Below are 16311 nucleotides of genomic sequence, written 5' to 3' on the forward strand. Positions count from 1 at the left end.
TTCGTCACAGAAAAGGAGATAGAACATTGACAACATTTCAAGAACTAGGACTAAGTCCTGAGTTGCTTCAATCCATTAATAATATGGGATTTGAGGAAGCAACACCGATTCAGCGTGATACCATTCCAACAGCACTTAAGGGGACTGACCTTATTGGCCAGGCACAAACAGGGACTGGTAAGACAGCTGCGTTTGGTATACCGCTAATCGAAAAAATGGATACTAGATCACGATTCGTTCAAGGAATCGTATTAGCTCCAACTCGTGAGTTAGCTGTTCAAGTAGCAGAAGAACTCAACAAAATCGGTCAATTTAAAGGGATTAAAACATTGCCGATTTATGGTGGACAATCCATTGTTCGACAAATTAAAGCATTAAAAAATGGTCCACACATCGTAGTAGGTACACCAGGACGTGTGCAAGACCACATCAATAGAAAAACATTGAAGCTTGATAGCGTTCATACAGTTGTGCTTGATGAAGCGGATGAAATGCTTAACATGGGATTCGTTGAAGACATTGAAAAGATTTTAGAAAACGTTCCTTCAGAACGTCACACGATGCTTTTCTCTGCAACAATGCCTAAGCAGATTCAAAACTTGGCTGCTAAATTCATGAAGGATGTTCTACTTATTAAAGTAAAAGCTTCTGAAATGACAGTTAAGAACATTGAGCAAGAATATGTTGAAGTAAAAGAACGTCAAAAGTTTGATGCGCTATGCCGTTTCATGGATATTCACTCTCCAGAGCTTGCGATCGTTTTCGGACGTACGAAGCGTCGTGTAGATGAATTATCTGAAGCTTTAAGCAAACGCGGTTATTCCGCTGAAGGGATTCACGGTGACCTTCCGCAAGCAAAACGTGACAAAGTGTTACGTGCGTTTAAAAACAACACGATCGAAGTTCTTGTTGCAACTGACGTAGCTGCTCGTGGGCTGGACATCTCTGGTGTATCTCACGTTTATAACTTCGATATTCCTCAAGATCCAGAAAGCTATGTTCACCGTATTGGACGTACTGGCCGTGCAGGAAAAACAGGTTATGCATTAACATTTATCACGCCTCGTGAAATCGATCACCTATACACGATCGAAAAGATTACAAAGCGTAAAATGGTAAAACGTGCGATTCCTTCTGTATCTGAAGCAATGGAAGGACAACAGCAAATCACGCTTGAAAAGCTGATGGAAGTTGTTGAGCAAGATAACTTTAACGGTTATAAGCAAACAGCAGTTGAGTTACTAGAAGAGAACGATTCTGTTACACTTTTAGCTGCAGCGCTTAAGCTTCTTACAAAAGAACCTGATATGACTCCGATCAATCTTACAGATGAGCCGCCACTTTCAGTTAAAAAGAGACGTCCTAATAATCGTTTCTCTGATCGTAGACGTTCTGGAGGAGGCCATAAAAGAGAGGGTGGAGGCGGAAGAGATAATCGCCGTTCTGGATACTCTAAAGGCGAGCGCAGTGGTTCTCGCGATGGTGGAAACCGCAGTAGCAGCGGCAGCCGTGATCAATCATATCGTTCACAAAAACGTGTTCGTGAAGATTTCAAAAACAGATAAGACTTTAGGAAGCAAGGGAGAAGTTTTCCCTTGCTTTTTTTGTATTGGACCAAAGCTATGATTAAATTAAAAATATAATGTTTCTATTTCAATAGCAAAAAACACTGATTTCAAACTAACAGCTCATAATGAAGGGAGAATAATAGGATTGAAAAAAATATTAATCATTTCTGATACACACATGCCGAAAAAAGGAATGGTGCTACCTGAGCCTATTCTAGAAGTTTTAAGGAAGTCTATCGATTACATATTTCATGCAGGAGACTGGACGGCGAAGTCTGTTTACGAAGAACTAAAAACGTTTGCACCTGTTTATGGAGTGCGAGGTAACGTAGATCAGGATAGCTGGAGTAGTACTCTTCCTGATAAAGTACTTGTAGATATTGAGAATGTGAAGATTGCAGTGGTTCATGGTCATCTTGGTAAGGGAAGATCCACACCTGAACGTGCATACAGGGAATGTGAAAGAGATGGAGCTGATCTGATTATTTTCGGTCATTCCCACATTCCTTTTCATGAAGAAAAAGGTGATAGTATACTTTTTAATCCCGGTTCGCCAACAGATAAAAGAAGGCAGAAACAATTCTCGTTTGGTATTGCTGAGATTGATCAATCAACCATTATACTCACTCATCATTATTTTTCCTGATGAATGACAACCTGTAAAGAAGACATAATAATACAATCACAACACTTGGAGGAATAAAAATCATGTCAAATGGGGACAACTTCTTCTTTACAGCAAAGAATGGTGAAGAGATCACATTAAGACCCGTAGAAGAAAAAGATGCAGCAGATATCACTCTGCACGTAGAGGCGATTGTAAAAGCAGGTAGATATCTTCAAAAAGAGGAGGCTCATTCAGTCGAAGAAGAGGTTGAGTTTATTAATGATGTAAAGCGTAAGGGTAATTTGTACACAGCTGTAGAAAGAAACGGAAAAGTAGTTGGTATAGCCCGAGTTTTAAAAGGGGAACTTCAAATGAAAAGGCACACCGGTGTTTTTAGAACTTGGATCCATCCCGAGGCACAAGGTCTAGGTATAGGGAAAGAACTACTTGCTCATACATTAAGATGGGGAGAGAATAATGATCTGCATAAGATATGGCTAACTGTTTTTTCCGGAAACGAAAAGGCAGTAAAGGTTTATGAGAATGCGGGCTTTATTATAGAGGGAAAACAAAAAGATCAAGCTATCATTGAAGGTAAGTATGAAGATGAATACTTTATGGCGTACTTTTTTAGGTCTACTCAAAATTAAACTCAATCGGATTCCAATATAATAGATAATCAATGGTGAAATCGCTATCATATATATGGTAAAGTGGATAGTGATATAGTATTGAAGACAGGTGGATACGATGAAGTCAACTGAAAAAGAATTATTGATAACTGAAAAACAAAGATTGATCGGTTTATATGAAACATTTCAAAAAATGAACAATCGAAAAGAAGAAAACCAATTAAGCAAACTATTCCTTAAAGTAGCGAAGGAAGAGTTTGCTATAGCTTTTTGCGGCCATTTTTCTGCAGGAAAATCAAGCTTGATCAATGCACTTTCTCAAACAGGAATTCTTCCATCCTCTCCAATTCCTACAAGTGCAAACGTCGTCAAAATGGTTAAGGGAGAGGAAAAGGCGGTTGTTCAGCTCAAAAGTAAAGAAGTGGTTACATTTCACCATCCTTATGACGTAAATGAGATAAAAGAATTATGTAAAGATGCCGAACTAGTCGAGACAATAGAGATCTATTACGGAAATGAAGAAGAGAATTCAGAGAATATAGCTTATTACGACACACCAGGAATTGATTCTACCGATCCTCTTCATAAGAAAGCCACAGAAAACGTTGTCTACTTAGCGGATCTGATCTTTTATGTTATGGATTATAATCATATACTCTCTGAGACGAACATCGAGTTCATCTCTTCACTGATTCATAGAGGGAAAGATGTCCGTTTAATCGTTAACCAGATAGATAAGCATCGTGAAGAAGAGTTAAAGTTTTCATCTTTTAAAGAGAACGTTTTCGAATCTTTTCAATCTCTCGGTATTCCTAAAGAGCACATTTTTTTCACGAGCGTTAAAAAGCAAAATCTACCACATAATGACTTAACTGCTCTTACGGCTTATATAAAAAGAATTGAACATAACAAAGATGCTCTTCTTCTAAAGCAAGTGAATAACCAGCTTCGACATTTTGTACATGAGTTTGTAGAAAGCACAGAAGAAGGACTCGTAACCCTTGATGTGGTTAGCCAAAGATTAGCTTCTCTTTCTCAAGAACAAGAAGATTTATCGAACCTGTTATCTAAGAAAAAACAGGAAATTATCGAAAAAGAAGAAAATGTTAAGGAGCAACTTGTTAACATTTTAGATTCTGCACAATTAATGCCATATGAGACGAGAGAACGAGCAGGCATGTTTATTGAATCGGCAAAGAATGATTTTAAAGTAGGAATTTTCTTTTCAAAGCAAAAAACAGAACAAGAACGGAATGATCGAGCACATGCTTTATTAGAAAATCTGCAGAAGTCCATCGATGCACATATAAACTGGCATGCACAAAATTATATAAGCTCTCTTCAAAAAGAGGTGGACCATAACCTAAGAGATTGGGAAGCGGTAAACGCTGATAAAGAGATGTTATACTCATTTGTTACACCGGGTCTTTCTTCTCAAGGGCAAGGTCTACTAAACTATTGCAACAACCTATCAAACGAAATCAAAAGAATAGCGCGTCATGGGATTACAGATTGTATACATTCGATTAGAACAGTCTTAAACTTAAAGGTTGATCTTGAGTTATCAAAGATAAAGGAAAAGTTGAACACGCTAGTTAAAGAGATGGAATCGTTACAAAAAGAGAAAGAAATCGCAGAAAATTGGGATGAGCAAAAACATCAACTTAAAGAATTACTGTACAGAAATTCATCTACGGATCGATCTGTAGATGAATTTGAAAGAAAGTTGCTTGCTGAATATCAGCCTTTATCAATAGAGACATTTAAGGAGAAGTATAGTAAAAAACCTATTGAAAACTTGAATGATCAATATGAAGAGGATCCTAACGTAACGTTACATTCAAGCTCAGATTCTCTTTTGAAAGAAACAGAAAAGCTGTCTATAGCCTCATCTATACTAAAGCCGCTTAGAGGGCTCTCTCACTTAGCAGTTGAGATGGAAGAACTTCAAGAGAGACTAGAAAAACGATCGTTTACGATGGTTCTCTTTGGTGCGTTTTCAGCTGGAAAATCATCGTTTGCGAACGCTTTATTTGGTGAAAGTATTCTTCCTTCCTCACCAAACCCTACAACAGCTGCCATTAATGAGATACGGTATCCAGATCGTGATCATCACCACGGTTCGATCACGATCGAGATGAAGAATGAAGAAGAATTAAAGGAAGAGCTTAACACCGTATTAAAAACAACAGATCAGGAATTGAGCGATTTACTGAATTCATCAGATAAGAAGCTCACTTCATACAAAGCAGGCTACGATTGGGCGAAGGTTCATTTAGGAAAGATACTAAATAAAGAAATTTCTGAGATTGGAGAGTATGCAGCAAACGAAACAAGGGCTTGTTTCATTAAAAAAATCACGATCTTTTACAGCTGTCCATTAACAGAAAAAGGTCTTGTGCTTGTTGATACACCAGGAGCGAACTCTATTCATTCTCGCCATACTGAAGTGGCGTTTGAATATATGAAGCATGCAGATATCATCATATATCTTACTTACTTTAACCATGCGTTTTCATATGCAGATCGAGAATTTTTGATTCAGTTAGGAAGAATCAAAGATACTTTCTCATCAGATAAGATGTTCGTTGCGATCAATGCTGCCGATCTAGCAGAAACAGAAGAAGATAAAAACGATGTTGTACATCATGTGAAGAGCAACCTTCTTACTTTCGGAATCAGAAATCCAAGATTGTTCCCAGTTTCTAGTAAAAACGAGCTTATAGCTAGTAAGCGTGCAGAAAGCGGTTTTGATGCATTTTCTTCAAGTCTAACTCATTACATCGAACATGAGTTAGAAAACGCAATGATTAAGAGTGCAAGATCTTCCGTTACACACGCAAGCTCTGTTATTGAAAATATGATCAAAGAAACGGTTACAAGAATGGAGAAAGAAGACGAGTATTTAGAGAGTCTTCAAAAGAGGGAAAACACGCTAATTGATTTTAGTAAGGATTATATTAGTATATCAAAAAAACAATTTATTCAAGAACAAAAAGAACTTCTCTATTATATAAAACAGCGGGTATTGATCCGCTATCATGACTTTTATAAAGAGACGATTCATCCTGCGGCTGTTCAAAGTTCTAAGGATGCTTTAACTTCATGTATTGATGAACTTTACGCAAAGATCTCACATGATTTACATCAAGAATTTAAGGCATGCTCATTACGATTAGATCAGTGGATACAAAAAGACATGAAGGATAAAGTAGCCCATATGATCTCTAAAGCAGATCAAGAAGGTGTGAGTTTGCAGGAGAGAAAAGAAATTGGTGATCTGTTCAAAACACCATCCTTCTCTATGGAATTTGAGAATAAGGATGAAGTGAAACTTAAAAAGTGGTTGTCCTATTTTAAGAATTCGAAACAGTTTTTTGAACAAAGTGGTTCGATTGAGCTGAAAAATCATCTAGTAGATGAAATAGAGAAAGAAGTGGAGAATTGGTTGATAGAAGCCAATAAAAAGCTTTCACAGCACTATGAAGATGTGTTAGTCAACACAGAGAAAGAAACGAAGACATACATTGTAAATCAAATTGTTCACTATTTTGAAGAGTTGAAAAAGCCCGGGGATCTTGAAGCAAGAATTCAAGAATTAAATCATTCTTTATCACAGTTTGAACGGCTTGAAAAATAACTGCTATAAATTGATAAACAGCACGCTCTTTTATGAGGGTGCTGTTCTTTTATGAATTTATATCAATGTAGGTTTATTTAAGGACTGATACAGCTCTACAGAAGTAAGATCTGAGTTTGAAGGATGATTGTATGTTTCTTTATACTTTTCTGGTCCTTTACCCGTTATGATCACTACTGAGTTTGCTTGCGCTTCTTTTAAAGCAAAGAATATAGCATCGGTGCGATCACCAATGATCATAGGCTGATGAGAAGATCTGGGGATCGCTTTCTCTGTTTCCTGAAGAAGTTGATCACGATCTATTCCGTTTAAATCATCCACCGTTAAGATGGTTTTAGTACTGTATTCTAAAGAGATGCTTATCATGTCAGTGCGTTTTGTTAGATCTCTGTTTCCTCTAAATCCAAATACATGATAAAGGGGGCGGTTGCCCGCTTTTTTGCTCGCTGCTTCAAGCACTTGAGAAACACCATCAGGGGTATGTGCATAATCCACGATAACTTCTGTTCCATTGTGAAGGGTGATCTCTTCAAAGCGACCAGGAATTCCTTCGAAACTTTTTAGATATTCAATGGAGTTCGTTATTGGTATCCCATAATCCAATGCAGCAGCAATCGCAGCTGTTGTGTTCAAGGCGTTATATTCTCCAGGTAAAGGTAATGAAACGGTCACTTGAAGCGTTTCATGCACAAGATTAAATGAATCTATTCCAACGTCTTCGATATAAAAATCATCAGACTTTCGTTTGCCGTACGTCCAAATCTGTAGGTCGTTTTTTGAACGCAGTTCTTTCCGTAGTCTCTGGCCATACTCACCTTCACTGCAGATTATCGCAGTTCCTTTATTTTTTAAGTATGAAAATAATTTAGATTTGCAAAGAAAATATGATTCCATCGTTCCATGATAATCAAGATGATCATGAGTTAAATTTAGAAAGATCGCTTGATCATAGGTTATCCCATCAATCCGATTCTGTTCAAGTCCATGAGAGCTAACTTCCATAACAACTACATCATCATTGCTTCTTAAGAGCATCTTCTGCAGTGTAACAGGATCTGGTGTAGTATGTGAACTCTTCACAATTTCGGAATTGATATAATGATATACCGTACCAAACAGAGCAGAAGTCATTCCGTGACTGGTAAGGATGTGCTGTAATAAAAAGGATGTAGTTGTTTTACCGTTCGTACCGGTAATGCCTGTCATCTTATGCTTTTTATAAGGCTCTTCATAAAAATAAGAAGCGGCCAAACTTAATAGACGTTTCGTATCATGAGCGTATAGATATAGACCGGAACCAATGTTCTCATCATATTCTCCAATTACAGCAGCTGCACCATGATCAAACGCCTCTTTTATGTACTGATGGCCATCAGCTTGTACACCAGAAATAGCAAAAAATAAGTATCCTGGCTTTACTTTTTTAGAGTGTGATGTAATTCCTTTGATCTCAGGATCATCCTCAATCGTAGTTGAAATAGACAAGTGGCTTAATAAAGCTTTTAACTTCACAAAAACGCATCCTTTGAATAAATTAATTTTAGTTTTTTTACTAATTCAAGTTCTTATTCAGAAATCTTAAATTAACCGTAATATGTTTATGTTAACTTATTCGAAAAAACTGCCCATTTTGAGGGCAGTTTACGTAAGGGAATTTATAAGGTTTTCTATGCCATCCATGCCTTTTTTTAACTGTTCCATCGAAGATGCATAGGAGATGCGAATATACCCTTCTCCGATAACTGTAAATGCATCACCAGGTACAACAGCAACTTCTTGTTCTTGTAAAAGTTTTAGCGCAAACTCATAAGAAGAGAGTCCATATTTTTTTATGGAAATAAAGAGATAAAATGCTCCGTTCGGTTTTTCAAACGTAAATCCCATTTTGTGTAGTCGTTCGTAACAATAATCTAACCGTTCTTTATAAGCGTTACGCATATCGAAAGCATCATTTTTGCCGACCGTTAATGCCTCTATAGCAGCTGCCTGAGAGATGGTCGAAGCACAAGTGACATTATATTGATGAACCTTCAAAACATGCTGCATGAGATTGCTTGGCCCGAAAAGCAACCCAATTCTCCAACCGGTCATGCTGTGTGATTTTGAAAGTCCGTTGATCACAAACGTTTTTTCACGCATGCCTTCATAGTTCGCGATCGATCGATGTACACCCTCGTATTTCAATTCACTATAGATCTCATCAGATACTACAAAAATTTCTTTGTTTGAGAAGTATTGAGCAAGAGCCTGTAATTCATAATCCTCCAAAACAACACCTGTTGGGTTAGAAGGAGAAGGGATGATGATAGCTTTTGTCCTTTTTGTAATATGTTTTTCGATTAGTTCGGGTGTCACCTTAAATCCTGTTTGAGTTGTATCAATATAGATAGTATTCGCACCGCAAAGAGTAATTACGGGTTCATATCCAGGATAGATAGGAGCAGGAAGAAGCACATCATCGCCCTCGCTCAATATGGTTCGCAATGTGATATCAATGGCTTCACTTGCCCCGGCCGTTACAATGATTTCAGACGCTGGGTCATAAGTAAGAGCATATTTTTCTTGTAGGAAAGTAGATGCTGCTTCTCTAAGTTCTATGTATCCTGCGTTATGAGAATATACCGTTTGATTATTATGTATCGCTCTTATAGCAGCTTCTTTAACATGCATAGGAGTTGGAAAGTCAGGTTGTCCTAATGTTAATGAGATCGCATTAGGGAATTGAGAAACTACATTAAAGAATTTACGTATACCTGAGATTTGAATGTCTTTAGCTCTGCTGTTTAATAAATGTTCCACAAAAAGTAACTTCCTTTCTACATATAGCACCAATTGACAAATTTAACGTTGCCATTAGTGTAGCTTTATTTGCTTTCTAGAGTCAATGGGTGGATTTTCTTGTATGGTTTTATGACTTTTTACAATACTAAAGATGTAATAGTACGGTTTTGGAGGAAAATATGGAAGCAAAGAAAAAGTGGGACTTACTTGCACTCGCATCCATTCCCCTTGTAATGACTTTGGGGAATTCTATGCTGATACCCGTTTTGCCTGAGATCGGAAAAGAACTCAACATCAGCTCTTTTCAAGTTTCTTTAATCATTACGGTGTATTCGATCGTTGCCATCCTGTTGATTCCGATCGCTGGATATCTATCTGACCGTTTTGGGCGAAAAAAAATTATCATCCCTAGTCTTTTTATTGCCGGAATCGGGGGATTAATCTGTGGTTGGGCTGCATGGCAATCCGATCATGCGTTTACTTTTATACTTATCGGAAGGTTCTTTCAAGGTGTTGGCTCTTCAGGTGCTGCACCGGTTGTCCTGCCATTAGTAGGGGATATGTTTAAAGATGAAAAGGAAGTCAGTTCTGGTTTAGGATTGATCGAAACATCCAATACGATCGGAAAAGTATTAAGTCCTATCCTTGGGGCATTTCTTGCAACAATCGTTTGGTTCTTACCATTTTGGCTTATCCCTGTTTTTTGTGTTCTTTCAATTCTGTTGGTCATGTTCTTAGTCAAAGTTCCAAAAAAGGAGCAAGAGCAACAACCTTTTAAAGAATATTTAAAAAACGTAAAGCAAATATTTCATAACGAAGGAAGATGGCTGTTCGCGATTTTTTTAATCGGTGGCATTATTATGTTTGTACTGTTCGGAATCTTGTTTTATCTATCGACCATTTTAGAAGAGAAGTATGGTGTAAAAGGAGTTATGAAAGGTTTAGTCATCGCTGTTCCATTATTAGCACTGTCGATCTCATCTTTTATTGCAGGAAAAAAAATCAAACAAAATAAAATTATCATGAAGTGGTGCACGTTTATCTCAATGGCCCTGTTAGGCGGGTCAGTCTTTTTAATCACGTTTACAGAGAACGTTTATTTTCTTTTAAGTGCTCTATTTGTAGCAGGTATAGGGATTGGTGCTGCACTGCCGAGTTTGGATGCGCTTATTACAGAAGGAATTGAAAAAGAGGCAAGAGGAACGATCACTTCCATCTATAGCTCAATGAGGTTTGTTGGTGTAGCGCTCGGACCACCCATCTATGCAATATTGATGAAACAGTCACATGAGATCGTTTTCTACACTTCCGCTGGTGTTAGTGTTGTTGGAGCGATAGCTGCATTTTTTGCAATTAAGCCTGAAAAGAAAAAGGGTGGGGGAGACGAGGAAAAGAAAGATCCTAAACCGACGCATAAATTAAAGCCAGCTTTAGAATAAATAAGTCATAAAAAACAAGGGCTATGCATTAGATTTCTATGCAAGCCCTTGTTTTATTATTGTTCTATAAGAACGATCCTTGCAGGTGAGGCATCGAGACCTCTTATTTTAAGAGGAGCAGCCACCATTATATATTCACCTTCAGGAACGTCCTTTAACTGAAGTCCTTCTATAATAATGATGTTATTTTGGAAAAGCTGTTTATGAGTAGGGTGATTTTCTTGTGCTCTCTCTACACCTAAAGCATCGATTCCAACACCTGCTACACCGATTTCAGCCAATACTTTAGCTGCCTCGCTGTTAACGTAGATAAATTCAAAGTTGAATTCTGTGTCCCATGAATTTTTTGTTTTGAATAGGACAAAATCATCTTTTTGAATATCTTTATCAGCGAGATCTAGAGCCGAAATGTAACCTGAAGAACTTGTAAGATCGATGACTTTAGCTTTTCGAACAAGTTTTTCAATTGGAAGGGTTTCGATCGTATCACCGCCAGGAACCATGTGTAGAGGAGCATCAACATGTGTTCCTGTATGAACATCCATTGAAATGCGTGTTTCGGTTACATGTCCATTTTGTGATGTGTTGAACTCTGGTTGTTTTTCAGGCTTGTTTTTATAGACTGGCATTCCTTCAAAAATCGGTAATGATACATCATATATTTTCATGTACTAACATTCCTCTCTAACTTTTGTAGGTTCCCACCAGGAATGTCCGTCAGCTTTCAAAAGTTCTTCTGCTTCAACGGGACCCATGCTGCCTGATGGATAATTCGTAATTGGAGCTCCTGTTCCGTCTGTCCAAGATTTTGTGATACGGTCAATAAAATCCCAGCTAAGTGCAACTTCATCCCAGCGTGTGAAATAAGTGGAATTACCAAGAAGACAATCGTGTAGAAGCTTTTCGTATGCTTCAGGTGAATTCATTTCTGCTGTATTATTATTGTTGTAAGTCATATCGATCGGTAAGAGATCAGGAGTATCACCTTTTGGTTTAGCATTAAGTGTAAGGCTAACACCTTCATCTGGTTGAACATGAATTCTTAACAAGTTAGGTTGATAATTTTCTGTGTTGGCATGATAAAGTGCCATCGGACCTTGTTTAAATTGAATGACGATCTCTGTAGATTTTACAGCCATGCGCTTACCTGTTCGAATATAGAACGGGACGCCTGTCCAACGGAAATTATCAATGAATAGCTTAGCTGCTACAAATGTTTCAGTTTTAGATTGTGGGTCAACATTATCTTCCTTCAAATACCCAGGTACTTGGTTTCCGTTCATCGTTCCTTCTGAATATTGTCCGCGGATGACATTCTTCTTCACTTCTTCTTCATTAAAGAAGCGGAGCGATCGAAGAACTTTAACTTTCTCATCCCTAATATGTTCAGGTTTCAATTCACCAGGAGGTTCCATTGCAACCATCATGACCATCTGAAGCATATGATTTTGTACCATATCAAGAAGGGCACCCGATTTTTCATAATATGCTGCTCGATCTTCAACACCTAGTGTTTCACTCGATGTAATCTGTACGGAGTCAATATACTTATTGTTCCAGATAGATTCAAAGATGGCATTACCAAAGCGGATTACTTGTATGTTCTGAACCATCTCTTTTCCAAGATAGTGGTCGATGCGATAAATATCATTTTCATTAAAACTTTGTTGAATTTCTTCGTTTAATTTTGTTGCGGAAGGCAAGTCGTTACCGAATGGTTTTTCGATTACGATTCTTTGCCAGCCCTCTGTGTTCGTGATTCCTTCTGATTTTAAGAAGGTAGGGATCGTTCCGAAGAACCTTGGAGCCATCGCAAGATAATACAGGCGATTTCCGTTTGTTTGATAATCTCTATCAAGTACGTTCAATAGTTCTTCAAGCTCATGATAGCTCGCTTCACTCGTTACATCCATCTTTAGATAATAGAAATGAGAAGCAAACTTTTCTACGATTTGTTGATCTGCACCTTTTGAATGTTCATGAATAGCAGATATAACTTCATTTTGAAACTCTTCGTGAGAGAATTCTTTTCTTGAAACACCTACAACAGAAAAGTTCTCTTTCATATGTCCCTTTTGATACAATTGATAAAGAGCGGGGAAGAGTTTTCTGTGAGCTAGGTCACCAGTCGCTCCAAACAAAACGATGGATGCGTTAGGAATACTATGTATCATCTGTACGTCACTTCTTTCTATCTTTTCTAATAGTTACAGCTTTCCCTAGATGCAGTTAAAATAACGAACTACTTCATAAACAGGAGGTCAAATATGTCGAATTTCGTAAGTCCTGAATGGGTGAACCAAAAAGTGAACAGTGCTGATATCGTGATCTTTGATTGCAGATTCTCACTAGCTGAACCCTCGAAGGGATATGAACTGTATAAGAACGATCACATCGAAGGTGCCATTTATGCTGATCTTGAGCAACATCTCTCAAGCACAGTTTCAACCCATGGTGGTCGTCATCCATTACCTTCCGTAAACATACTATCACAATTTTTTAGCCGTTGCGGTATTGACCAAGAAAAAATTGTCGTCGCCTATGATGATCAATCAGGCAGTATGGCTGCAAGACTTTGGTGGATCTTGAAATACTTGGGACATGATAACGTTTATGTCATGCAAAGCGGCTATACACACTATAAAGAAAAAGGATATGTCATCTCAAGAAAAATGCCTATTCAAACTCCTGCCCATTTTACTCCAAAAGTAAGAGATGAAATGTTAATGAAGAAAGATGACGTATTACGTGAAATGAACAATAAGAATACTCTTATCATAGATGCAAGAGAGCCCAAACGATATAAAGGAGAGATTGAGCCTATCGACCATAAGGCAGGACATATACCAAGTGCCATAAACATACCTTGGGAAAGTCATATAAAACAGCCAGGTAGATGGAAAAGCCCACAAGAACTTGAAATGAAGTATAGTGCAATGAATGAAAAGAAAACTGTTGTTGTATATTGCGGTTCTGGTGTAACAGCCTGTGTCAATATACTAGCGATGGATGAAGCAGGAATCATGAATAAAGCCCTTTATGCTGGCAGCTGGAGTGATTGGATTAGTTATGATGAAAACCCAATTATAAACGAAGCTTCTAAATAAAATTTCATGTACCGTAATTTAAGACGTTGTTAGGAGACAAAAATATGAAACAGTGCGATTTACATACCCATACCACAGCATCTGACGGTACCTTTACTCCTGCTCAGAACATTAGGCGAGCGGTTGAAAAAGGTCTAGGCGCGATTGCGATCACAGATCATGATACAGTCAATGGGATTCATGAAGCGATGCTAGAAGCTAAAAAGCATGAAGGTTTTTCTTGTATTCCAGGTATCGAGATAAGTACTTTATACAAAGGTCAAGATATCCATGTTTTAGGCTATTTTATAGATTATGAAGATGAAATCTTTTTAAATGCATTAAGTAGCCTTACTTCAGTCAGAGATAAAAGAAATAAGATGATCCTTGAAAATTTGAACCACCTTGGAATCCCTGTAATGGAATCTGAGTTAGAAGCGAAAAGACATGGCAAAGGAAATGTAGGAAGAGGGCACATTGCAGAGATTTTAATGGAAAAAGGAATCGTAAATTCACTACCTGAAGCTTTTGAAAAATATTTAGGTAAAGGAAAAGCTGCTTACGCTTCAACAGAACGAATCTCTCCAATAGAAGCGATTCAATTGATCAAGAAAGCCAAGGGAGTACCTGTACTAGCTCATCCGGGCATTTATGGAGTAGATGAACTCATCTCAATCTTAAGTGAGAATGGTTTGATTGGACTTGAGTATAATCACCCTGACCATTCGAGGAATCAGGTGGCTTTTTATGAAGAATTAGCAGATGAACACTCCTTAATAAAAACGGCAGGTAGTGATTTTCATGGATTCCGTAACGGAGAAGTTTTTCATGGAGATCTTGGAAGCTGCTCTGTCCCCATCAGCACGATAGATGTTTTGAGAAGTTTAAGTAAATAATGCTTGCCAAGTATGCCTAGAACCTTATAAGATTCAATACGGAGCATATTGATTGGAGAGGAAGAAAGGGTTTGACTTGGGATTTATTAAACATCATTGGAACGATTGCATTTGCCATTTCAGGTGCATTAGTTGCAATGGAAGAAGATTATGATATTTTAGGTGTCTTTATTTTAGGGCTCGTCACGGCATTTGGCGGAGGAATATTGCGTAATGTGTTGATCGGTCTCCCTGTAGATACGATTTGGGAGCAAGGACTCCTTTTAAAATCAGCACTTGCATCAATGGGGATCGTATTCTTTATGCCAGAGGGCATGATTCAATTTTCGAAGAGGAGCCTTCACTTTTTTGATGCCATCGGCCTTTCAGCATTTGCGATTCAAGGTGCGATCGCTGCTTCAAGCATGAATCATCCTATAAGTGCAGTTATCGTTGCTGCAATCTTAACAGGTATTGGCGGTGGAATGATCCGTGACGTGTTAGCTGGTCGAAAGCCAGTGGTATTGCGTGAAGAGATCTATGCAGTATGGGCTTTATTAGGTGGTTTAGTCGTTGGCCTTAACATAGTGAACAGTACAGTGGAATATATGATCCTTTTTGTTTCTTTAGTTGTGTTTAGAATGTTGTCACTAAAACTTAATTGGAGACTTCCACATAGAGCTTTGTGATTTAATTTAACAGCCTTTGAACTTAACCACCCTAAATAGAGGGTGGTTTTTGTGCAGGATTTTAAGCATATATTATGGAAATTAGGAAACAGGAAGTTATAGGAGGCGAAACCATGCAGACTACATATTACGAAAATAAAAAAATCAATAAGACTCACTTTATAGCAGATACATGTTTTGATTATTACAGCGAACGCTTAAGAGCAGATGATTATCGAGGTAACGTAACTCTCTTTGCAGAATGGCTAGAAGAAGAAGCGAAGAAAAATAGTTTTCACAAAATCATAATAAAATCTAAAGTAGATGACCTCTCTTGTTGGCAAGAGCTTGGCTATGTGAACGAAGGAGAGTTTAAAGGGTACTTTAATGGTGGGTCAGCATTCGCAATGTGCAAATATTTTAAAAATGAAAGAAGAAACAGTGAGTACTGGATGGACGAAGATCGCATTTTAAGCGATGTCATAAAGATACCAACAGGGTCAAAAAATCTCCCTTTACAGAGCAATTATTTGTTAAGGATGGCTGACATTAAGGATGCAAAGTCGCTTGCAGTTCTTTATGGTGACGTATTTCAATTGTATCCGACACCTATGAACGATGCGGAATATGTGCGGAAGATGATTGAATCAGGGACTCTATTCTGTGTCATTGAGCATGAAGAAAGAATCGTTAGTGCAGCCTCTGCCGACGTTAATGCAACTTATAATAACGCCGAGATCACGGATTGTGCGACAATTCCAGAGCACCGTAAGTTTGGTCTTATGAAGCATCTGATCGATCAGCTTGAAAAAGAGTTGTTTCAAAGAAATATCTATTGTTCCTATTCAATTGCTAGAGCGCTTTCCTTTGGAATGAATGCTGTCTTTCATCAAAAAGGTTATCAATATAAAGGGAGACTAGCAAACAACTGTAAGATTTTTGACAAATACGAGGATATGAACATTTGGGTAAAGGATTTATCGAGATGAGTGCCGAAATTTAGGCATAAGGTGAC

The 16311-nt window shown here is 37.9% G+C and carries 13 protein-coding genes; 9 read left to right on the forward strand and 4 right to left on the reverse strand.

Annotated elements, in window-relative coordinates:
* The first annotated feature begins 26 nt into the window (after positions 1–26).
* From P4V41_RS19690 to P4V41_RS19705, 4 genes are all read left to right on the forward strand, one after another.
* On the forward strand, positions 27–1565 hold the full coding sequence (locus tag P4V41_RS19690; protein ID WP_328086824.1) for a DEAD/DEAH box helicase: 1539 nt from the start codon (positions 27–29) through the stop codon (positions 1563–1565).
* Between the two features lie 148 nt (positions 1566–1713).
* Entirely contained in the window at positions 1714–2214 is a 501-nt protein-coding gene (locus P4V41_RS19695) for a metallophosphoesterase family protein (protein WP_328086825.1), read from the forward strand.
* Positions 2215–2276: 62 nt separating this feature from the next.
* Positions 2277–2825: a GNAT family N-acetyltransferase gene (locus P4V41_RS19700; protein WP_328086826.1), complete on the forward strand. Its 549-nt coding sequence runs from the start codon at positions 2277–2279 to the stop codon at positions 2823–2825.
* Between the two features lie 100 nt (positions 2826–2925).
* Positions 2926–6447 carry a dynamin family protein gene (locus tag P4V41_RS19705; RefSeq protein WP_328086827.1) on the forward strand — a complete coding sequence of 1174 codons (3522 nt, stop codon included), beginning with the start codon at positions 2926–2928 and terminating at the stop codon, positions 6445–6447.
* Positions 6448–6504: 57 nt separating this feature from the next.
* On the opposite strand, the gene P4V41_RS19710 is transcribed toward P4V41_RS19705, so the two are convergent.
* Both P4V41_RS19710 and P4V41_RS19715 read right to left on the reverse strand, forming a co-directional pair.
* Entirely contained in the window at positions 6505–7959 is a 1455-nt protein-coding gene (locus P4V41_RS19710; protein ID WP_328086828.1) for a UDP-N-acetylmuramoyl-L-alanyl-D-glutamate--2,6-diaminopimelate ligase, read from the reverse strand.
* 129 nt (positions 7960–8088) lie between these two features.
* Positions 8089–9246, reverse strand: a complete 1158-nt coding sequence (locus P4V41_RS19715; RefSeq protein ID WP_328086829.1) for an aminotransferase A — start codon at positions 9244–9246, stop codon at positions 8089–8091.
* A gap of 161 nt (positions 9247–9407) precedes the next feature.
* Between P4V41_RS19715 and P4V41_RS19720 the strand changes: the two genes are divergently transcribed.
* Positions 9408–10667, forward strand: a complete 1260-nt coding sequence (locus P4V41_RS19720) for an MFS transporter (RefSeq protein ID WP_328086830.1) — start codon at positions 9408–9410, stop codon at positions 10665–10667.
* Between the two features lie 56 nt (positions 10668–10723).
* On the opposite strand, the gene P4V41_RS19725 is transcribed toward P4V41_RS19720, so the two are convergent.
* Both P4V41_RS19725 and zwf read right to left on the reverse strand, forming a co-directional pair.
* A complete protein-coding gene (locus P4V41_RS19725) occupies positions 10724–11335 on the reverse strand; it encodes a cyclase family protein (protein WP_328086831.1) in 612 nt (203 codons plus the stop codon).
* A gap of 3 nt (positions 11336–11338) precedes the next feature.
* On the reverse strand, positions 11339–12841 hold the full coding sequence (gene zwf, locus P4V41_RS19730; RefSeq protein WP_328086832.1) for a glucose-6-phosphate dehydrogenase: 1503 nt from the start codon (positions 12839–12841) through the stop codon (positions 11339–11341).
* Between the two features lie 93 nt (positions 12842–12934).
* On the opposite strand from zwf, the gene P4V41_RS19735 reads away from it, so the two are divergent.
* From P4V41_RS19735 to ablB, 4 genes are all read left to right on the forward strand, one after another.
* A complete protein-coding gene (locus P4V41_RS19735) occupies positions 12935–13774 on the forward strand; it encodes a sulfurtransferase (protein WP_328086833.1) in 840 nt (279 codons plus the stop codon).
* A gap of 44 nt (positions 13775–13818) precedes the next feature.
* On the forward strand, positions 13819–14649 hold the full coding sequence (locus P4V41_RS19740) for a PHP domain-containing protein (protein ID WP_328086834.1): 831 nt from the start codon (positions 13819–13821) through the stop codon (positions 14647–14649).
* Positions 14650–14720: 71 nt separating this feature from the next.
* On the forward strand, positions 14721–15317 hold the full coding sequence (locus P4V41_RS19745; protein WP_328086835.1) for a trimeric intracellular cation channel family protein: 597 nt from the start codon (positions 14721–14723) through the stop codon (positions 15315–15317).
* Between the two features lie 113 nt (positions 15318–15430).
* A complete protein-coding gene (gene ablB / locus P4V41_RS19750; RefSeq protein ID WP_328086836.1) occupies positions 15431–16285 on the forward strand; it encodes a putative beta-lysine N-acetyltransferase in 855 nt (284 codons plus the stop codon).
* Positions 16286–16311 lie beyond the last annotated feature (26 nt).

It is taken from the genome of Fictibacillus nanhaiensis, assembly GCF_036213205.1.
Lineage (GTDB): Bacteria > Bacillota > Bacilli > Bacillales > Fictibacillaceae > Fictibacillus > Fictibacillus nanhaiensis_E.